We start from the raw sequence: 20,621 nt of genomic DNA, 5'->3' as shown, positions 1-20,621 counted from the left end.
GCATTTCCATTCTCATCACACGCTCCAAAAGTTTTTACGTTGATGTAAATTTACATGAGGGTAAAAAATAAATCAACCAGTTTTTTATGGATGTGTAAAAAGAAATGAACCGTGGAAAAAGACGGCGGATCGGGGAGCCAATCCTGCAAGGCAATGCAGGACGGACAGGCGATAGAGTTGTGCCGCAAGCGCCTCGTGTGGGCGTCGTCACACGCCTCGTGAATCAGGACGGCGTCGCGTCGCTCTGCAACAACGGCCTCATGGCAATAAAGACTTTATTTGGATAGGGGCTTTCCCTAATACGGTTTTCCCCTTATAATTCTGGCACTGCATTAATCAAGTGTCGGCATTTTCATACAGCGCCTTGCTGTGTCATAGCAGTTGTCTGATTCCTCAGCACCCATGCCGAACACCATCGCTCCCTGACCTCCGAGCCTTTTGCCGTTTTTCTTTTTACGGCACATCCAGGTTGATTCGGTCGGCACGATGCTCCAATCAACCTGCGCTTCGGGCTCCCTATACTCCGCCCCGCGCTACATGTGTCGTTCATTCGGCAAAGGTATCTCATGTCTTTCGAAACCCTGGGTCTCGAACCCAAGCTGTTGTCTGCGCTTGTCAAAGCGGGCTTTACCGCCCCCACCCCCGTACAAGAAGCTTCCATTCCCAAAGCCCTGGAAGGCCACGACCTGATGGTCTCGGCGCAAACCGGCAGCGGCAAAACCGCCGCCTTCATGCTGCCTGCTTTGAACCGCATCGCCCGTGCGCCCGCCAACAAAGGCCGCGGTGTTCAGGTGCTGGTGCTTACCCCCACGCGTGAGCTGGCCATGCAAGTGGCTGAAGCCACCAAGTCGTACGGCGCACATATTCCTGACCTTCGCACGGCCGTCGTTGTGGGCGGCATGCCCTACGGCGCCCAGCTCAAACAGCTGTCGCGTCGCGTTGACGTACTGGTAGCCACACCTGGTCGTCTGATCGATCATTTGCAAGCTCGTCGCGTGAACTTGTCGACCGTCCAGACCCTGGTCCTGGACGAAGCCGACCGCATGCTTGACATGGGCTTCATTGAAGACATCGAAACCATTGTGGCGGCTACGCCTGCTGAACGGCAGACCTTGTTGTTCTCGGCCACGCTCGACGGCACCATTGCACGCCTAGCACGCGACATGCTCAAAGCGCCGCTGCGCATCGAGGTTTCGGGCCACAAACAACAGCACGACAACATCACGCAAAGCCTGCTTTACGCAGACGACGCCGGCCACAAAATGCGCCTGCTCGATCACTTGCTGCGCGATACGAATCTGGACCAAGCCATTGTGTTCACGTCCACCAAGCGTGGCGCCGACGACTTGGCCAACCGCCTGTCTGACCAAGGCTTTTCGGCAGCGTCTCTGCACGGTGACATGAACCAGCGTCAGCGCACCCGTACGTTGGGCCTGCTGCAAAAGCGCCGCTTGCAAGTACTGGTGGCTACCGACGTGGCGGCTCGCGGCATTGACGTTCAAGGCATCAGCCACGCCATCAACTACGATCTGCCCATGCAGCCGGAAGACTACACCCACCGTATTGGTCGTACTGGGCGTGCCGGCAATAGCGGCCTGGCGTTTACGCTGGCCACGCATTCCGAGCGTCATAAAATTCGCCGCATTGAGCACTTCATCGGGCAACCGATTCCAGCCAATGTGATCGAGGGCCTCGAGCCCACCAAGACCGCTCGTCCTACCTACACCGACCGCAAGGGTAACGGGAAAGGCGGCAAGAGCTTCAGCGGCCCACGTGGCGGCTTTGGCGGCAAACCTGCTCATGGTCGCAAGCCGGCCGGTACCTGGGGTGACAAGCCCGCTCACGGCAGCAAGCCTCGTTTTGAAGAGCGCTCCGAATTCGCAGGCAAATCTCGTTTCGAGGACAAGCCGGTGTACGACAGCCGAGCCAACAGCGACCGCCCTGCGCGCCGCTTTGACGACCGCGTCGTTTCCACCAGCCGCCCCTCGGGTTATGCCGAGCGCGATACCCGAAGCTTCAAAAGCGATGGCGACCGCAATGGCTTCCAACCCAAAGAAGCTCGAGGCGGCCATAAAGGCGCCGGCGATCGTACCGCTTACTCGGATCGTCCCGCTTCGGCCAAGCCCTATGCCGCACGTGCCGACAGGCCTGCGACCAGCCGCTCACCGGCGGCCCCCAAGGGCCGCTTCGGCGCCAGCGCACGCCCCAGCTTCAGCGGCAAGCCAGCCGGAAAAGGCAAAAGCGTACGCCAAACCGACTTTGCCTGATCGACTGCATTAGCCTAAGAGCCTTACGGCAAGTACTACCGGGCGTTCCCCTTGGAACTGCCCGGTTTTTTTTCGTTGTCAGGCCTGCGGCGGATGCAATATGCTCTGCAGCAAACCGCAGCCGCAGGTCGCGTTCCCATACACCCTATACTAGGGGTACCCGGTCGGGTCGCGGCAAAGCCAAACCCGGCAGTAAAATTCAAGTACGTTCCACATGAGACAACTCGCCAACCGCCCCATGCTTCTGGCCGCCCTGCTGGTCATTCCGTTGTGGATAATCTTGGGCAATTTTGTTGTGGCCCTTATGGTAGCGTTGCTCGTGGCCTTCTTGGTCTCGATGGTGCATTCACTACGCGTCCTCAAGAAGCATGAACGGCAAACGAAGGAACGTACCGACAGCCACTGATGCACGACAATCCATGAATACGGCACGAAACACCTCTGTTCCCGCAGGCCTGCCCCCCCTGGACGCCGACTCGGCCACCCACCTGAGCGCCATGCAAGACTATCTTGCCTACCGCATCCAGCACTCCGAGTCGGGCTTCATGCCCTTCGAAGAATGGATGCAGCATGCGCTGTACGCCCCCGGGCTCGGATACTACACAGCGGGCAGCACCAAGTTCGGCGGCGACCGCCCCGAAGGCGACTTCACCACCGGGCCCGAACTGACCCCTCTGTTCGGGCAATCGTTAGCCGGGCAGGTGGCGCAGATACTGTCCGCATCAGGCTCCAAAACCATACTCGAAGTGGGCGCCGGCACGGGCGCGCTGGCCGAAGCCTTGATCCGTGCGCTCAATCTGCTCGATATTCGCCCCCAATATCAGATATTGGAAGTATCCGCCGACCTGCGCGAGCGGCAGCGACAGCGGCTATCGGGCTTGCGTGCGAACGTCCAATGGCTCGATGGCCTTCCTGAAAACTTCAAAGGCTGCATCATCGCCAACGAAGTACTTGATGCCATGCCCGCCACGCTGTTTCGCTGGAACGAAACAGGGCGGGTGATGGAATTGGGCGTTGAGCTTGGCGACCAGGGCGCGCAGTTACCTGATTCCGAAGCAACGCAACGCTTCGTCCTGGCCGAACGGCCCGCCACAGAGCAGCTTCAAACCTTGGTGGCGCAACGCGTCCCCCCATTGCCGGGGTATCAGTCTGAGGTTAATGTGCAGGCCGAGGCCTGGGTGCGGCAACTGGGAACCTGGCTTAAGAAAGGGGCAGCTCTGCTGATCGACTACGGCTTTCCTCAGCGCGAGTTCTATCATCCACAGCGTGCTGAAGGCACCCTGATGTGCCATTTCCGTCACCACGCGCACGCAGACCCCCTGCTTTATCCCGGCCTGCAAGACATTACCGCCCACATAGATTTCACCGCCATGGCCGACGCCGCACTGGAAGGCGGCCTGGAAATTCTAGGCTACACTTCTCAGGCGCGTTTTCTCATGAATGCGGGCCTGATCGAACTGCTGACAGGGTTAGACCCTCATGATGCGGCAGGGTATGCCAAAGTGGTGGGGCCGGTGCAGAAGCTGCTGTCCGAAGCTGAAATGGGCGAGCTCTTCAAGGTCATGGCCGTGGGCCGTGGCCTGGATGTTCCTCTTATGGGGTTCCTGCACGGCGACCGGCGTGATCGGCTCTAGAGCGCGCGACAATCAATAAATTGAGCGATCCGGGGCCCTCTGGCCAGGCGTATGCCGCATCCGGGTGCCATACAATAATACGAAGCCGACCGCATTCGTGTCGGCACAGCAAAAAGTAGAACGGAGACAGGGAAGGACATGCACGATCGCAAAGGGATAGACGGCCGAGCATTCGGCATGCTGGTCGTGCTGTGCATGATCTGGGCATTTCAACAAATCGCCATCAAGGCAGCCGCCGTCGACGTCGCCCCCACTTTGCAGATCGCCATTCGCTCCGGCATAGCGGCCGTACTGGTGGCTTTGCTGATGGCCTGGCGCCGCGAACCCCTGGCCCTGGCCGACGGTTCCTGGAAGCCTGGCCTGCTGGTGGGTGCACTGTTCGGTCTTGAGTTCGTCTTTCTCGGAGAAGGCCTGCGCTACACCACCGCCTCGCACATGGCGGTGTTTTTATACACGGCCCCATTCTTCGCCGCCATCGGCCTGCATTGGCGCCTTCCCGAAGAAAAACTGGCGTTCGCCCAGTGGCTGGGCATTTTGGTGGCCTTCATCGGAATCGTCGTTGCCTTTGCGGGCCGGGACGCAGGCCAGGTCGTGCCCAATGCCAGCAACATGCTGCTGGGCGACTTCCTGGGCGTGTTGGCCGGAGCCGCTTGGGGCGCAACCACGGTCGTCGTACGCTGCACGCGCCTATCAAACACCTCTGCCAGCAAGACCTTGCTGTATCAATTGATAGGCGGCTTTGTCATCTTGCTTGCCGCAGCCGTTATATCAGGACAGATGAGCTTTCGTCCCACCGCGCTGGCCATCAGCAGCATCGCCTTTCAAAGCATTATTGTCGGCTTCATCAGCTTTTTGGCCTGGTTCTGGCTGCTGACCAAATACCTCGCCTCGCGCATCGGCGTGTTCTCGTTTATGACGCCACTGTTCGGTATTTTCTTCGGCGTCTGGCTGCTGGACGAGCCGCTGGACACCAGCTTCCTGATCGGCGCAGTACTGGTGGCCACGGGTATTGTGATGGTCAGCGGCTATATGTGGATGAAGCAGCTGCTGAGTCGGTATGTGTAGGGGCCTGCCTGGACAGACGTCGGATAGTTAAAAAAGTTGGTGCTGGAATCGGCTTGGTATCGCTATCCTTCCACAATATGGTTACGTAAAGTCATTTCGGGGTTCTCGAAAGCGCATTCCACGACATCGCCGGGCTTCAGAAATAGGGTTTCGGAGTCGGCGCTGCCCACAGCGACTCCGCCGGGCGCACCTGTGGAAATCATGTCACCTGGCATAAGTGGAACCAGTCGCGAGAAATGCTCAATGATCCGAGCCAGTCGCCATATCTGTTCATTGGTATTGACACGCATCCGTAGCTCTCCGTTTACTCGACAACTTACCCATATGTCGTAAGGATCGCGTACCTCGTCCATCGTGATTATGTAGGGGCCCATCGGTCCGAAGCCAGGAGCATTCTTGGCGGTCCAGAAGCGGGTTCCAGACGCAACCTCGCGCTTCTGGGTGTCGCGGCAGGTCAGGTCATTAAGCAACGTAATGCCCGCTACATACGACAATGCATCATCAGGCTTTACCTGATATGCGGGACGCCCAATGACAAACACCAACTCCGGCTCATAATCCAATCGGCTCACGGTGGGCGGACGGACCACTGATGCATCATGGCCGATGAAGCTTTCATTGATCTTAATGAACCCAGTCGGCTCGGAAGGCATTTCCCTGATGAGATCCGTTCGCTTAAGCTCTTCCAGATGTGCCCTATAATTTTTCCCGACACACAGTAACTTACCGGCGTCCGGGATGGGAGGTTGAAAAATGACATCCTCTACGCGGTAGCCGTCGCCCAGCTCGCGACACCCGGCAGCAGACAACGCCGCCAACGCGTCCGGCCCACGACTTAATAGCACTTTCATCGACGTCACTTCAATCGGGTGCAATCGACAGTCATTCACTACACCAACCACTGGTTTTTCGGGAAACGCGGGCAAACAAAAGGTGGCAAGCTTCAAGACATCTCCTCAAACCAATTTACGAAGTGTGTTATGGATTAAATATCCAGGACTATGGACTTGCTCTTGCAACGCGACACGCAGGGCAAGACCAATTCATTGGCCTCCTTCTCTGCATTAGTCAGATACGAGTCAAAGTGAGCAGGCGTGCCTTCAAGGACTTTAACCGCGCACCAGCCACATACTCCGTATTCACATTCACTCTTCATCTCAATACCTGCCTCCCGTAACGAGGCAAGCATAGTCTTGGTCTTCAGTACCCGAATCGTGCGGCCGGTGCTTTTCTGAATAACCGTAAACTCGCAGTCTCCGTCCGCTTGCTCAGGCGCTTGCGCTAGGGCAAAGTACTCAAAATGAAATCTGTCCAGTGCGTTTACCTGAGCACCATAATTACGTACGACTTCCATCATGCCGGTAGGCCCACAGCAATAAACTTGGCAGTTCGGTTCTCGACGGCCTAGCACTGTATCCAGGTCGAGTTGACCATCATGGCTGTCGTAATGGAGGCGTACGTCGTGAAACCCACACAAGTCAGATAGCCATGACTCGAACCCCAGGTCTTCGGGTGTTCGGCACATATGTATCAACCGCGCGCGAATATTCTGCCGGCGCAGCCTATACAGCATGGAAATGATGGGCGTGATGCCGATGCCTCCACTCAAAAATAGATAGGGGTCATCGCTCTGGACCAGCGGAAAATTATTGCGCGGGGACGAGATTCTTAATGACGAACCCACTTTCACTTGATCGAAGACCCAACTGCTTCCTCCTTGGCTCGTTGGAGAGAGCTTTATCGCCAGGTCATAAAGACCCTCGTGCTCACATGGACCCGTCAAGGAATAATGGCGCACTATATCTGGGCCGCACTTCAATGCCACATGCGCACCGGGCTCGTGTATCGGTAAAGAGTCATTCGTTGCCGAGATCAATCTCACATGCAAAATATCCGATGTAAGCCGCATGGCTTCGCACACAGAGACGTCAAACCAACGTTCTTCCGCTGGCGAAGTCTTGGTATCGGTTTCAAGAGTTTCGACAAGCATGGTTCACCTGTTAAGCATAGAGCCGGACACGGTCAGGGATCGTTCGTGGCCCATTCTCCGCCTGGTCTTCCCGAGATCAGTACGGTCGACCACCATGCCCCCTTTGTAAACCGATGAAATACGGTCGGGATCTCCCAGCACGCGAATGTCCGCCAAAGGATCGCCGTCCAGCACCAGAAGGTCAGCCCAGCGGCCGGGCTGCAAGCTTCCGACTTCGCCATCCCAACCGAATGCAAGTGCGTTGGTATATGTTCCAGCTGTAATCGCTTGCAGGGGCTTCATTCCCAAGAGCTCCACCATCAGCTCGAGCTCCCTGGCATGCCACTGCCCGTAGGGTGTCACGGCAAAACCGGATTCCGAACCAGCCATTAGTGGAATGCCTGCTTCCACTGCCCGAGTCTGCGTTTCCACCAATGAATCCAACTCACGCTTCTTGATTTCGATATAGTTGGGATCAACTCCAACATCCCGACCATGTTGAACAATGTTTGCCGTATACGTCAATGTAGGGCAAATCGATATCTGCTTATCCAACAAGAGACTGATGTCGCCTTTATCCATAAACGAGGCATGAATTACCCAATCCACCCCTGCCCGCGCTGCCGCAGCCACCGTCTTGGCATAGCGAGAGTGAATAGTGACTTTTCGGCCGAGGTCGTGCGCGGTCGAAACGACGCACTGCAATTCTTCATCAGAGAAGCATGGGCCCACATCCAGAGAGGAGTCCTGCGCCTGACTGTCGCCGCTAATCTTGATGAGATCGACACGATTCTTGACTTGTCTGCGCACCTCGCGTCGCATTTCGTCTGGCGTCGAACATAGGACACCCTCTGCAGATACCGGCATGCCTAGCCAACTTGGAAAATAATCGGCAAAGCCGCCGTCTGCAGATATATGGCGTCCTGCGGCGAAGATCCGCGGCCCCTCAAACATGCCATTGTTGACCGCATCTCGACACGACACCGCGACATTCCATGTTGACCCCGGGTCGCAAAAGGTGGTGACGCCACTTTTGAGAACCTTCCCAGCGTTCCAAACCGCTCGCACGGTGGCCCACTCCGCGCCCCCATAAATATCAACCTCCTCTGCCGACTTACCTTCGCCATACGAGATATGACAGTGTGCGTCGATCAGACCCGGGACAATTGTCTTGCCCGAAATGTCTTGCGTCTCGTCGGCTGGTTCATCGTGCTCCGGAGGGCGAACACCACCCTGCCAAATCGCCGCGATGCGGCCGCCTTCAATGCGGATCGTAGCGTTCTCAATAGGGGCGCTGCCGGTGCCGTCGATGAGCGTGCAGTTAGCCAACTCGATAATTCTTGACATCTCCCACTCCCGTCAGATCGATATTGAACAGATTCGCCGCGTTGCCAGCCACAATTTTGAATCGTTCCTCGGGCGTGAGGTCGCTTAAGATACGATCAATGTTCTGGGTGGTGTTCGGGTAAGGGCAAGGCGGGTGCGGAAAGTCGGAACCCCACATGATGCGATCCATGTTCATTTCGTTGCGGAGCTTCGCCATGAGCGGATCATTGATGATGCCCGCGTATATATTTTCGTCTACATAACGACTTGCCGGCTTTTTCTGCAAATGATCGAAGCCGGGAAAGGTCTGTATACGATTTAATCGATACTTCAGGATAGGCAACCAGGAAGCATCGTATTCCGATAGAAATATCTTCAGCTTTGGGAAGCGGTCGAAGATGCCGCCGAAGACAAATTCGTTCGCCAACGCGGGCTGAACTTCATAGAACAGGTCCAGGAAACTGGCAGGTATGTTCTCTCTTTCCTTTTCCCCGTGATAGGTGAACGGATCCCTCGCCTGGCCCGTGACTATATGCAAGGTAACCGGAAGGTCGGCCTCTTGCACTGCAGCCCAGAACTTATCGTATTTCCGGTCGCGATAAGGCGTTGCGCCATCAACAGGATTGGTGCCGATCATGATGGCGCGTGCTCCACGTTTGGCCACGCGGTCCAGCTCTTTTACGGCCCAATCCACATCCACGATCGGAATCATTGCAACGGCAAGCAAGCGCTTAAGGTCCTGGGAGCAATATTCCTGAATCCAATCGTTAAATACTTCCGCACACGCATTACGGGCTTCGCCGTCGGCCATTCGTGGTATCCAGAGCCCCCAAGTCGGATTCAGCACCTCTGCGTAGATGCCGTCTTTCTCCATCAGCTCCAAACGATAGACCGGGTCTGATCCTGCTTTGGCAAGATCATCGAGGCGGCGGTCTTTGCCGTCGTCCGAAACAAGCTCTTCAAGACAGGCTGCTTCGCCGGGGCGCCCTACGTAAAAGAAATTGCCCTCATGCCCCTCGAAGTTACTAACTCCGTGCGGCACCTTTTCGCCGAAGCGCTTACCTAATGCTTTCATCCAAAGATCCGTTGGCTCGAAAACGTGCGAGTCGGACGAAATAATGATGTCTTTTTCCATGTTCCCTCTGATTGGTGGTGATTGGTAAGTTCAAATATATACCTGTATGGTATGCCAGTCAAGCATTCTATTTGCGATGCAACAGGAAATCGAGAGCCGCGGCGTTGAAGTCTTCCGAGTCAAAATTCAGAATGCGGTGCGGTTTACCGGGGAAGATCCGCAGATCGGAACCTGGGATCAATGCATGCATGCGCTCCGAGTGACAGACCGGTGTTACAACGTCGTCCGTTCCCACAGCAATCCATGTGGGGCAGCGGATTCCGGATAAACGAGCTGCGGTATCGTGCGCGAGTATCGCCCTGTAATGCCCCGCAATTCCTGTACATGAAGGGCTTTCCTCCAGGGTCCAACGGCGGACCCTCTGAGCTATTTCCGACCTGATTTTGTCGTCATGCTTATTGATGAAGTTCGGCCCGAAGGCTGAGAATGCGCTGTACATTGCCCATAGCTCAGGAGTGGTCTCTTCGATGGTCTTGATCAATATTTCGTAGCGCAGGCGCATATAGGGCAGCGGCTGTTCGAAGCTTGAATAAAGTGATAGCGACAGCACACAGGCTGGCGCAGCCAGCGCCATTTCTTGAGCAATCGCACCGCCGAGGGAATATCCCCCGACGTGCGACTCCTCAATTCCCAATGCGCTTAACAATGCCAGCGCATCTTTTGCCATCTCTGCCGGGGTGTAGCCGTCAGCCGGCACGTCGCTACGGCCGATCCCGCGCAAGTCATAAACAGTGCAACGGAAGTGCTTGCTGAAAATGGGCACTTGCTCTTTGAAGGCTGTGTGCTCCATTGCGTTACCGGCAATAAGCAAGAGGTGCGGCCCTGTCCCTTCGGACTCATAATAGGTGCGCACCCCATTAGCAATAACGTAGGGCATATTTGCACCTCAACGACGAGTCATCGGAGCGATTTCGCGGTCCCAGGCATCCTGCCATTTCGCCCTGTTATCTACAATAGCCTGATCATCAAACCGGACAAGGCTGTCGAATTCCTCATCGGTAAGCGTGTACTTTGCATGTTCGGCTGTGATCTTGGCGGCACGGTTCACTGGTGTGATTTTCAGTTCGCGTGTCACATTTGCGATGATTTCCGGGCTCAAATAAAAGTCAATGAACTTTGCGGCGTCCGCAGGGTTCGGGCCATCTTGCACCAGAGCTATGATGTCCATGCTGGCTGGCGCCCCTTCACAGGGAATCACAAAGCGCGCGGGCACCCCTTCATCGATCATTTTGTAAGCAGCGCTGGACACCATCGGCACCGCCCATAGCTCCTGTTGTGCCAGCAAGCGTTGCTGGCCCGCGGAATCATCCACCACAGCGACGAGATTTCGGCCCAATGTTTTGACCTGCTCAAGGCCCGGTCTCACGTCTTGCTCGTTTCCGCCTGCCAGCTTGTTCATCATCAGAAGAAAAAAGCCGTTCATGTATTTGGGCGAAGACACACCCACCTTGTTTCTCAAGTCTTCTCGCCACAAGTCTTTCCAACAGGTGATATCTGTTTTGACTCTGTCCGTGCGGTACACGATTCCATAGGGATACAGCCACATCCCGGCGAACATTGAACGACCTTCGCTATCCTGCGGGATTCCGCCTTGGGGCAACGTGGCAAGTACTGGTATCTCGTTCTTATCCAGAGGGGCCAATAGGCCGTCCTGGTATGCCGTTATACCGTCTCCAGCAGTCAACATAACGAGATCTATCTTAGGCTGTGCACGCTGGGCCGAGATCATCTGCACGTTCGCGAGGGACACACCGGATATCACCTTGACCTTGACCCCCGTCTTCTTTTCGAACGGCTCAATAGCCTGTTCAACAATGGCTTTCCCCCAAGTTCCCCCCCAAGTAGCCAAAACGATTTCTCGGGAATTGGCGGCGCCCATGACTGATGCGAACAGCGCAGTCGCCAGCATAATTTTCTTAAGCTTCATGTCATCCTCCTTATATGTTGTAGACACATGGCATCTCGACATATATCATTGGGATACCATACACGCATACTGAACGCTATGAATATCTCTGTCAAGACTTCCACGGTTGAAATTACTCCATTCCAAAATACGGTGCGACGCCGTCGCTCCGTCTACTCGTATCTTGATCACCCAGTCCCCGCCGAAATTCTTGAACGGGCCCTCCAAGACGCGATGCTCGCACCCAATCACCATCGCACCCGCCCGTGGAGATTTTTCGTTATTCCGGGTAAGGCCCGACACAAATTGGTCGCCGCATACGAAGCAGCGGCGGCGCGCCTAGGTAAGGATGTGAAGCGCGCAATACAGCGCGCTCAAGATGCGCCCGTCAATGTTGTAGTCGCATGCGTTCCTGCTACGTCCAACCCGCGCGTACTGCTTAAAGAGGAAGCCTTTTCGACAGCGGCAGCAGTTCAAACCTTCTTGTTGTCGTTAGCGGATGCGGGAGTCGATAGCCTGATTACGACAGGTGACCTGGCCGAATCTGACGAAGTGGCGGCTTTGGTCGGGTTGAACGAGCCCGACTCTCATCTTATGGGTGTCATCAATGTCGGCTATCGCAATCCGGAACGCCCTGTTCCGCCGCGCCCCTCTTATGCAGCAGAACAGCTGATTCACTGGATCAGTGAAAACTGAGTTTCCAACCCACATGTCATGAAGGACTTAAAATGAGCGCCATCACCAGAGGGGATCCACCCAGCCTTGCCAATGTCAGACGAACCATCTATCACCACTATGTCCGCGTCGACCAGCCTTCTTCACTGATTTTTCTCTCTGGGCAGCTTTCACGTGACACTAAAGGTAACTTAGTCGGTGCGGGAGATATGGCAGAGCAAACCCGCCAATGCATTCGTAACATGCAAACGGTTCTTCAAGAGGCAGGAGGAACCCTGGAGGACATCGTATCAATCGTGGTCTATACGACGGATGTCAGGCAGTTCAAGGAAATTGTGGCGGCGCGAATGGAGTTCTTTAAGAAAAACTTACCGACAAGCACCATTGTGGAAGTCAACCACTTGGCCGATCCGGGCCTACTGATTGAATTCCAGGCAATCGCAGCGCTTTAAGAAGAGATGATGCGGCGCCGACGGCGCCGCCTACCCCGCGACCTTTCAGTAGTTGCGTTTAACTGCAGGCGAAGAGTTAGCAGTCTTATCCGAAGACGTGACACGCCGCTTCGGAGCGGTCGTGCGTTGCTTGCCCTGAGGTACGTTCCAGGAAGGAGCATGGAGTCGATTTTCGTACACAGTTATGGCTGCGCCAATCTGTTGCGACACCAACGCGACGAACTGCTCTTCGTCGCGTTGTTCGAGCGCTTTAATCATCTGCGTGTGAATGTCTAGAGTGGCGGCAGCCCGCTCGAAATCTTGCCAGTGGTAGTGCCGCACCATATAAGCCTTGTTCCGCAGCATCACCAAAACTTGCTCGAGCCACCGGTTACGCGTTGCAGCGCTAAGCACCGCGTGGAAGTCAGCCCTTACCTCGAGCATCTTGACGAGATCTCGTTGCTCTAATGCCTTGCCAAACAGCTTATTAATTTCTTTTAATTCTGAAATTTCCTGCGGCGCGATGTTGGCAACGATCTCGCGTGCGGCTGTGGACTCAAGTTGCTGACGCAAGGCATACAGCTTGCGCAAGTCTTCCAGACTAATATCTATGACAGTAGCCACCCCGCGAGGGCCGGGTTCGATAAAACCTCGTTCCAACAACCGCTTGACCGCCTCGCGAACCGGGGTACGGCTGACTCCAAAACGCGACACAAGTTCGCGTTCGGAAAGCTGATCACGCGGGCGCAATACCCCGGCCAGTATGTCGGTGACGATGCCATCAAAGACGCGATCGGATTCGGTCAATTTACTCATGATAGATACGCGGCCACTGTCGTGTCGTTGTCGTGCGATGTGCTGGAAAATAACACGCGCAAGTATATCTCGAAAGCCATTCTTCTCTTCCCTCATCATGGCACGGCATTGCTCCGAACTCGGAGAAAGCTCCAGGCTAACTGCCGTGCTGAACTTAGTATGTCAATAAATGAATCAGGCCCGCAAGCCAACGAATCGATCCATGCCCACTATCTTATCAACAACGACTACGCCGATAATGGCTAACACGACGAGCATGGCAGACACCGCAGACACGGTCGGGTCCAGATTAAATTCCATGTACTGATAGATCGCGATAGGCAAGGTTTTGGTATCTGGGCTGATCAGAAATATCGTTGCAGCAAAATCGTCAAACGACATCACGAAGGCGAATAAAGCGCCAGCGAACAGGCCAGGCCGAATCATGGGAATCGTGACATGCCAAAAGGCAGTCACCGGTCGGACTCTGAGCGACGCCGCTACCTCGTCTAGCTGTCGATCATAACGGCTAAGCGATGCGAGCACTGAGCGGAAGCTATATGGAAACGTGATGATCACGTGAGCCAAAACGATAGTCCACAACCCCCCGTAGAAATACCACCGGTTGAAGAACACCAGTAAAGCAAGCCCGGTCACCACGAGAGGCAACATAATAGGAGCCATCAGGAACGACTCCAATGCACGCGCGCCCGCACGCGGATACTTCCATAGGCCATATGCGCTAAGGGTACCCACAATCACGGATATCGGCGTCGATAGCGCAGCGACCTGCAAACTGGTGAAGAAGCTGTCGATGAATTCATTACGTGCGAATATATTCGCATACCATCGCATCGAGTAGCTCTGAGGCGGCAGGGTCGTATACGCATCGCCCCCAAACGAAAGCAGCATGACCAGCAATATGGGCAAGAACAGAAGGCCGAATGCCGACACTCTTAATATCCATACTCCGGAATAGGCCAACCAACGGCGGATGCGGTAGAGAGCGTTGTATTGACTATGCATAGCTCCTCCGATGAGAGAACTTCCCTGCCACGTATAAACAGGCAATCGTAAATAGCAGGGCCAACACGCTCAGCGCGGCGGCGACCGGCATGTTTTGAGCGAACATCGCCTGGTCATATATCACATTGGCAATCATGCGCACGCTACTTCCGCCAAGAATCAGGGGAGTGGCGAACGCGGTGCCTGCCAGCACAAAGGCCAACGTACCGGCGGCCAATACGCCCGGCATTAACAGCGGCAGAGTGACTCGAAGGAATGTAGTGACCTCGTCCGCTCCCAGATTCTTGGCGGCATCTTCTAGCGTGCGATCGTAGCGCCTGAAACTTCCGGCCAAAGTGAAAATCACAAAGGGCAGAACAAAGTACACCAACCCAATAGTTACCCCGACTTCATTGCGAATCATCGGGATAAAATCGTTCTCGGGTATCCAGCCCAATGCCTGCAGCACGCTGTTCAAGAGCCCGCTATTGCCCAGTACCAGTAATAGTGCATATAAGCGCACAATCAGGCTGGTCATGAACGGAACGGCGACTAGAATAATCAGTACCGACTGCACGCGTTTGGACGGAGTGCGCACGATCCAGTACGCTACTGGCATGCCAAGAGCCAGTGCGGCCAACGTCGATACGGCCGAGAGTCGAAATGTCGCCAGAATGGCTCCCATGTATAGCGGATCACTCAGCACGCGCGCATAGGTGCCCAAGCTCATTGAGCCCGACGGCGCCGCACCGAGCTTTCCTTCAGAGTACAAACTCCAGGCCAACAGGTCGACCAGCGCGGCACCGAATAAAACAAGAAACACTAGAGCAGGCGTAAGTAATAGCCACCAGTTCAGCGTCATAGCTGGGCGTCGTACTGCTAACTCAGGCGCCTGGCGTTTGGGGGTATTAAGTCGCGGCGGGCGCTGCACTCGGGAAGCAAGGATATTCATGGCTGCAACACCTTCACGGCTTCGGGCGCCCAGCGCATGAACACCTGTTGACCCACCACTATCGACGGACTACAGGGACCAGCTGGAAGCTTCGCCAAGAACTCCTGCGAACCCACCTTTGCACGCACCTCAGTAAACGATCCCATATAAGCTGTGCTGACGACTTGCCCCCGAAGGCCCACTGTGGAATCGCTGCCTGGGTCATCAGGCTCCGCGCCCTTCACCTCGATCAGCTCCGGACGAATTAGTAACCGAGCTGACGCACCGGATTTCATGCCGTTCTGCGCACCTCGGATCAGGACTTCGGGCCCGGAGCGGTATAACGACTGCCCCTCGGGGGTGTATCCAACATGCTCGACATCAATAACATTTGCATCCCCCACAAAATCGGCCACAAAAGAATCAGCAGGACGCAGATAGATATCGGACGGCGTACCCACCTGTCTGATGCCACCTTCCGCCATCACCACGATGCGATCCGACATGCCCAGCGCCTCTTCCTGATTATGCGTTACTGCTACAGCCGTCATCCCCAGGCGCCTCAGAAGGGCGACGAGCTCGACTCGCATTTCCGCGCGAAGCCTCGCATCCAGATTAGACATTGGCTCGTCAAGCAGCAAAAGCGAAGGGCGCATGGCTAAGGCCCTGGCAATAGCTACCCTTTGCTGTTGGCCGCCCGATAACTCATGCGGATAGCGGTCGCCCAAACCTTCAAGGCGAACCTGCGCTAATGCGTCGGCTACGATTTCTTCAATTTGAACGGCGGGAACTTTCTTCATCCGTGGCCCAAAGCTCAAGTTTCCAGCCACCGTCATGTGTGGAAATAAGCCGTAGTTTTGGAATACGAGCCCCACATCCCTCTGGTATGGCGGAACGGCCTCCATGGGTTTACCTTGGAGTGTGATGCTGCCCGCGCTGATTGGCATAAAACCTGCGATCGTTCGAAGCAACGATGTTTTCCCGCTGCCGCTGGGGCCAAGCAATGTGACAAATTCGCCTTCAGCTACGGTGAACGACGCTTGGGAAACCACTAAGTTCTTCCCATAGCGAATGTCCACCTCCCGCACCTCCAACACGGGTTTCGGTGTCTGCACGCTCATACACTGTCTCCATGAAAATAATCGTTTTATTTGGCATGCCAAACTAGGATACTTTCATGATTGATGCAGGCTGTCAACTATCGATTTTGCTTAGAAAAACTCATTTAAACTTCAATATCGATCAAGGTCTTACCTGCGACCTTTCCACCCTCAAGCATCTCGCGGGCCAGGTGGCCACGGGTATTGTGATGGTCAGCGGCTATATGTGGATGAAGCAGCTTGTGCAGCGATATGCACGGCCTACTCGCACTTGAGCGCTAATGGGGTTGTTCCGATAGCGCCGAGAAAATAAGCCCCGGCACCGGGCCGGCATCCGCCAAAGGCATGAATGCGATTTTGTGTGCTTCTTTCTTGGTAAGGCCCACGCCATGCAAGACCGACGCCATCATTTCCTCGACGTGGGTGTCGCTGCACGGCTCCATCAGCATGGTTTCAATACCGTAAAAAATAGAGCCAAGAATGACGTCGCGTATCGCTTGCGGGTTGTCTACAGAAAAACGACCCGTTGAAACGCCCAGCTCGACATCTCGCGTCAAGTAGGTGTCAAGGAGTTTTCCACGCACCGCCCTCGCCGAACCCACTCTGGTCAGGAAGCGGCCCCACACCGAGTACTGCCTTGCCATTCGTACGTACAAACGGGTTCCGGTCGTAACACGCACGGCCGGGTCGTCGAACTTGAGTACTTCGAGATCAACCACGCTAAGCACTTCATCGCTCATTTGGCTGGTTACGGCCACAAGCAACTCGCTGGTCGTACTGAAATAGTTGTAGAAGGTTCCACGAGCCACGCCGGCAGCCGCGATGAAGTCTTCGATCACCGGCAAATCGGGACCTTTCTCGGCAAACACCACCACTGCGCTGCGCATCAATCGTATGCGTGTTTTTTCCCGCCGCGCCAAACCGACCCTGGTGCGATGGTCTTCAGGCTTCGAATTTGGCTTGTCCATGTCCGTACCCAGAAAAGCCGCATTGTACCGTTCCCGTTTCGCAGCTTCCCGCGCCGCTATCTGCACCTACGGCAATAACGGTTTTACGCGGCTTTAGGTAGAAGCTTCGGAATAACGCCGAGTCGGGATAAACCCTAGATTTAACAATTTAGTATTGACGATAATGTCATTATGAATAAGATATCAACTTGACACTTAAGTCATTTAAGACGGCTGCCGATCCGGCAGCGCAAACCACATGTTGTAAAAACCAAGAAGGAGCAGGAGATGAGCAGCAAGGACAACCCTGTCTACGATGTCCTACAAGTGGGGTACGGCCCGGTAAGCGAAGTCCTGGCGATTGCCCTGGCCAGGAACGGGCATTCCGTCGCCATCTTCGAACAATGGACGGAACGCTACGCCTTGCCTCGCGCTGTGTGCATCGATCACGAAATGTTCCGCATGCTTTCAGGCTTGGGCATGCGCGACCAGCTACCCACCGTCAGCCATCCAGCCCCGCCCTATCGCTGGTTCAACGCCGACTGGAAGGAATTGCTGCACATTGATTGGTCCGCCGAAGCCATTTCCGGAGGCACCGAAGTCAACTTCGTCCATCAGCCGACGCTTGAATGCATGTTCGACGCCAAGGTAAGGGAATTTCCCCAAATCGACCTGAAACTGGGCTGGAAAGTCACCGCCACCCGCCAGACGCCCGAGTACGCGGAGCTCGAGGCTTGCAACACCGCAACTGGTGAAACCCGCAAGGCGCGAGGCAAATACCTGATCGGCGTCGACGGAGCAAATAGCATCGTCAGGCAAAGCATCGGCTCCTCGCAAGAAGACCGTGGCTTCGAAGCCGACTGGCTCGTCATCGACATTCTGCCCCACGAGGGAGTGGAGCTGGACATCCCGCCGGCTGCACAGTACTGCAATCCCGGCCGTCCCACCACCATCGTTCCGGCCGGCATCAAAAACGGACGCTACTACCGGCGCTGGGAATTCATGCGCATGCCAGGTGAATCTCTTGACCATCTCGAGAGCGTCGACACCGCCTGGAAGCTCCTTGAGCCTTGGGTAAAACCCGAGCAGGCAACCATCATCCGGCACAAGGTGTACAACTTCCGCTCATTGGTGGCCGATAAATGGCGCGACGGCCGTGTCCTGATCGCGGGCGACGCCGCCCATGTCATGCCGCCCTTCATGGGGCAGGGCATGTGCGCCGGCTTCCGCGACAACTGGAACCTGGCCTGGAAGCTCGACCTTATCCTGAAGGGCCGGGCCGACGACAGCCTGTTGGATACCTATCAAGTTGAACGGCGGCCTCATGCGCGCGACCTCATTGACCTGTCGATGTACCTGGGAAAGATCATATGTATTTCCGACCCTGAAGTTGCCGCTGCGCGAGACCACGCGTTCATCGACGGCACCGCCACGCCGCCGCCTCCCTTCCCATCCCTGGCGCACGGAATCATCCACCGCAACAGCAGTGGCGAAGTCATTGCGCCGGCCGGAGCCCTCTGTCCCCATGGCACGGTGCTTTACAACGGCCAACGCGGCAGGTTCGACGACCTGGTCGGACTAGGCTTTGTGCTTGTTCTGCGCAACGCCGAGGCTCAGCAAACCCTGACCGAAAAGAACCTTGCCTTACTTCATCAATTGAACGGGCACGTCGTCCATATGGCGGCCAACGAAGACGGTCCGGGGTCAGTTGTCGATCTCGACAACAAATTCACTCCTTTCATGGACGAACACGGCCTTGTCGCCATGCTCGTGCGACCGGATTTCTTCATGTATGGCGGCGCAAGAAAGCCCGACGAAATTCCTGCGTTGCTCGTTCAATTGGCCGACGACCTGCGCAAACATGGGGTCGCCATCGAGCCGGGTGTTGTTACAGAGGGGAATAAAGCAGCATCCGCACACTAAGACCGCCAATACGGCGACAGGCATAACCCAGACACGCCGACGTACCACCTGCAAGCGTCACAAGCGTCGGCGCCAACCAGACCAAAGAGAGAGAGACATGAAAAACAAAAGCCATCCCATCCCCACAAAAAATACGCCCGATGCCACACGCCGACGCGTTCTGAAGGCCTCGCTACAGGCGTCGGCCCTGGCCACCCTTGGATTCTCCGGCCTCATGCCCGCCGTCGCTGCCTCGACAGGGCGAAAGATCAAGGTCGGCTATGTCACCCCCCTTACCGGCCCGCTAGCCGGTTTCGGAGAGGTAGACCGTTTCGTGCTCGACCAATTGCAAGCCACTTTTGCAAAAGGCATTGCACTAAACGGCAAGCAGCATGCCATCGAAGTAGTGGTCAAAGACAGCCAGTCCAATCCCAACCGAGCCTCCGAAGTGGCAGCAGAGTTGATCTTGCGTGACGAGATAGACCTTATGGTCGTGGGATCGACACCTGAAAACTCCAACCCGGTTTCTGACCAATGCGAACTGAACGAAATCCCGTGCATTTCTTCGACCACGCCCTGGCAGCCATGGTTCTTTACCCGGGGCGGCGACCCCAAGACCGGATTCGACTGGACATACCATTATTTCTGGGGCCTTGAAGACGTCATCGCAAATTTCACGAATATGTGGAAGGCCATACCCACCAACAAGGTGGTGGGTGTGCTGTTTGCCAATGACGCCGATGGAAACGCCTGGGGAGATCCCCAACATGGACTGACGCCCGCCTTGAAAGAGATGGGTTATACAGTCGTCGATCCGGGACGCTACCAAAGCGGGCAGTCCAACTTCAGTTCGCTTATCGCCCAATACAAAAAAGAAGGGGTCGAGATCATTGCCGGCGTACCCACGCCGCCCGATTTCCAAAACTTCTGGACCCAAGCCAACCAGCAAGGTTTCAAACCCAAGATTCTTACTGTGGGCAAGGCCTTGGCGTTTCCCTCGTCGGCCGAAGCGCTGGGGCCCATAGCCGAAGGCGTTACCCAGGAATGCTGGTGGAGCCCCAACCGCCCCTACTCCTCGTCCCTGAGCGGGCAGTCTGCTCAGCAACTGGCGGATGCATACGAAAGCACGACGGGCAAGCAATGGACTCAGCCGCTAGGCTATGCCCACTCGTTGTTTGAAGTAGCGCTTGACGTTCTTGCTCGCAGCCAGGATATCGACGACAAGGCGTCCATCCGCGACGCCATCCCCGCCACACGGCTGGACACAGTTATCGGCCACGTCGCTTGGGGCGAGGGCCCAGTGAAGAATGTGGCCAAGACGCCCCTGGTGGGAGGGCAGTGGGTAAAAGGAGAGCGCCACCCCTTCGAACTACTTGTTGTGAACAACGAGACCGCTCCCGATATTCCCGTCCAGGCCAAGATGATTTCCATTCCGGCTTGAGGCCGCCAACGCGGCAAATCGATTGACGTTCCAGGTAGCGGCTGCAGCCGCACCTGGAACGCATCGCCCATGGACAATCAATCAAGGCGGCA

Annotated in this window: 20 protein-coding genes; 9 read left to right on the top strand and 11 right to left on the bottom strand. The window is 55.8% G+C overall.

The window, feature by feature from the left end:
• Positions 1-566: 566 nt before the first annotated feature.
• The 4 genes from ACIY1O_RS14820 to ACIY1O_RS14805 all read left to right on the top strand — a co-directional run bounded on the left by ACIY1O_RS14820 (position 567) and on the right by ACIY1O_RS14805 (position 4,966).
• The gene (locus ACIY1O_RS14820) at positions 567-2,267 is read left to right on the top strand and encodes a DEAD/DEAH box helicase (protein ID WP_397475870.1); all 1,701 of its coding nucleotides are present in this window, start codon (positions 567-569) and stop codon (positions 2,265-2,267) included.
• Positions 2,268-2,481: 214 nt separating this feature from the next.
• Positions 2,482-2,673: a hypothetical protein gene (locus ACIY1O_RS14815; protein ID WP_397475869.1), complete on the top strand. Its 192-nt coding sequence runs from the start codon at positions 2,482-2,484 to the stop codon at positions 2,671-2,673.
• Positions 2,674-2,686: 13 nt separating this feature from the next.
• On the top strand, positions 2,687-3,901 hold the full coding sequence (locus ACIY1O_RS14810; protein WP_397475868.1) for a class I SAM-dependent methyltransferase: 1,215 nt from the start codon (positions 2,687-2,689) through the stop codon (positions 3,899-3,901).
• A gap of 138 nt (positions 3,902-4,039) precedes the next feature.
• The gene (locus tag ACIY1O_RS14805; protein WP_397475867.1) at positions 4,040-4,966 is read left to right on the top strand and encodes a DMT family transporter; all 927 of its coding nucleotides are present in this window, start codon (positions 4,040-4,042) and stop codon (positions 4,964-4,966) included.
• Positions 4,967-5,028: 62 nt separating this feature from the next.
• Here ACIY1O_RS14805 and ACIY1O_RS14800 read toward each other — a convergent pair whose 3' ends face one another.
• The 6 genes from ACIY1O_RS14800 to ACIY1O_RS14775 form a co-directional block, all read right to left on the bottom strand.
• Positions 5,029-5,913 carry a fumarylacetoacetate hydrolase family protein gene (locus tag ACIY1O_RS14800; protein ID WP_397475866.1) on the bottom strand — a complete coding sequence of 295 codons (885 nt, stop codon included), beginning with the start codon at positions 5,911-5,913 and terminating at the stop codon, positions 5,029-5,031.
• Between the two features lie 38 nt (positions 5,914-5,951).
• Positions 5,952-6,956: a PDR/VanB family oxidoreductase gene (locus tag ACIY1O_RS14795; protein WP_397475865.1), complete on the bottom strand. Its 1,005-nt coding sequence runs from the start codon at positions 6,954-6,956 to the stop codon at positions 5,952-5,954.
• Positions 6,957-6,959: 3 nt separating this feature from the next.
• Entirely contained in the window at positions 6,960-8,282 is a 1,323-nt protein-coding gene (locus tag ACIY1O_RS14790) for a metal-dependent hydrolase family protein (protein WP_397475864.1), read from the bottom strand.
• Positions 8,257-9,396, bottom strand: coding sequence for an amidohydrolase family protein (locus ACIY1O_RS14785; protein WP_397475863.1), 1,140 nt, complete (start codon positions 9,394-9,396; stop codon positions 8,257-8,259). The genes ACIY1O_RS14790 and ACIY1O_RS14785 overlap by 26 nt, the downstream gene beginning before the upstream one ends.
• A gap of 67 nt (positions 9,397-9,463) precedes the next feature.
• The gene (locus ACIY1O_RS14780; protein WP_397475862.1) at positions 9,464-10,273 is read right to left on the bottom strand and encodes an alpha/beta fold hydrolase; all 810 of its coding nucleotides are present in this window, start codon (positions 10,271-10,273) and stop codon (positions 9,464-9,466) included.
• Between the two features lie 9 nt (positions 10,274-10,282).
• Entirely contained in the window at positions 10,283-11,323 is a 1,041-nt protein-coding gene (locus ACIY1O_RS14775; RefSeq protein WP_397475861.1) for an ABC transporter substrate-binding protein, read from the bottom strand.
• 78 nt (positions 11,324-11,401) lie between these two features.
• Between ACIY1O_RS14775 and ACIY1O_RS14770 the strand changes: the two genes are divergently transcribed.
• Positions 11,402-11,998, top strand: coding sequence for a nitroreductase family protein (locus ACIY1O_RS14770; protein ID WP_397475860.1), 597 nt, complete (start codon positions 11,402-11,404; stop codon positions 11,996-11,998).
• A 32-nt stretch (positions 11,999-12,030) separates the two neighbouring features.
• The gene (locus ACIY1O_RS14765; protein ID WP_397475859.1) at positions 12,031-12,429 is read left to right on the top strand and encodes a RidA family protein; all 399 of its coding nucleotides are present in this window, start codon (positions 12,031-12,033) and stop codon (positions 12,427-12,429) included.
• Positions 12,430-12,474: 45 nt separating this feature from the next.
• On the opposite strand, the gene ACIY1O_RS14760 is transcribed toward ACIY1O_RS14765, so the two are convergent.
• The 4 genes from ACIY1O_RS14760 to ACIY1O_RS14745 all read right to left on the bottom strand — a co-directional run bounded on the left by ACIY1O_RS14760 (position 12,475) and on the right by ACIY1O_RS14745 (position 16,260).
• Complete coding sequence (locus ACIY1O_RS14760) at positions 12,475-13,323, bottom strand: GntR family transcriptional regulator (protein WP_397475858.1); 849 nt, start codon at positions 13,321-13,323, stop codon at positions 12,475-12,477.
• Positions 13,324-13,398: 75 nt separating this feature from the next.
• Complete coding sequence (locus tag ACIY1O_RS14755; RefSeq protein WP_397475857.1) at positions 13,399-14,229, bottom strand: ABC transporter permease; 831 nt, start codon at positions 14,227-14,229, stop codon at positions 13,399-13,401.
• Positions 14,222-15,160, bottom strand: a complete 939-nt coding sequence (locus tag ACIY1O_RS14750) for an ABC transporter permease (RefSeq protein WP_397475856.1) — start codon at positions 15,158-15,160, stop codon at positions 14,222-14,224. Before ACIY1O_RS14750 ends, ACIY1O_RS14755 begins: the two co-directional genes overlap by 8 nt.
• Positions 15,157-16,260: an ABC transporter ATP-binding protein gene (locus ACIY1O_RS14745; RefSeq protein WP_397475855.1), complete on the bottom strand. Its 1,104-nt coding sequence runs from the start codon at positions 16,258-16,260 to the stop codon at positions 15,157-15,159. Before ACIY1O_RS14745 ends, ACIY1O_RS14750 begins: the two co-directional genes overlap by 4 nt.
• 56 nt (positions 16,261-16,316) lie before the next feature.
• Between ACIY1O_RS14745 and ACIY1O_RS14740 the strand changes: the two genes are divergently transcribed.
• Complete coding sequence (locus ACIY1O_RS14740; protein WP_397475854.1) at positions 16,317-16,514, top strand: hypothetical protein; 198 nt, start codon at positions 16,317-16,319, stop codon at positions 16,512-16,514.
• Between the two features lie 3 nt (positions 16,515-16,517).
• On the opposite strand, the gene ACIY1O_RS14735 is transcribed toward ACIY1O_RS14740, so the two are convergent.
• The gene (locus ACIY1O_RS14735; protein ID WP_397475853.1) at positions 16,518-17,207 is read right to left on the bottom strand and encodes a TetR/AcrR family transcriptional regulator; all 690 of its coding nucleotides are present in this window, start codon (positions 17,205-17,207) and stop codon (positions 16,518-16,520) included.
• A gap of 267 nt (positions 17,208-17,474) precedes the next feature.
• Here ACIY1O_RS14735 and mhpA point away from each other — a divergent pair, with 267 nt between their 5' ends.
• Entirely contained in the window at positions 17,475-19,109 is a 1,635-nt protein-coding gene (mhpA, locus tag ACIY1O_RS14730) for a bifunctional 3-(3-hydroxy-phenyl)propionate/3-hydroxycinnamic acid hydroxylase MhpA (protein WP_397475852.1), read from the top strand.
• Positions 19,110-19,206: 97 nt separating this feature from the next.
• Complete coding sequence (locus tag ACIY1O_RS14725) at positions 19,207-20,529, top strand: ABC transporter substrate-binding protein (RefSeq protein ID WP_397475851.1); 1,323 nt, start codon at positions 19,207-19,209, stop codon at positions 20,527-20,529.
• Positions 20,530-20,621: the final 92 nt, after the last annotated feature.

The sequence above is a fragment of the Pusillimonas sp. genome (genome assembly GCF_044464525.1).
In the GTDB taxonomy this organism is placed as follows: Bacteria; Pseudomonadota; Gammaproteobacteria; order Burkholderiales; family Burkholderiaceae_B; genus Pusillimonas.
This window is presented reverse-complemented; position numbering and strand designations above follow the sequence as displayed.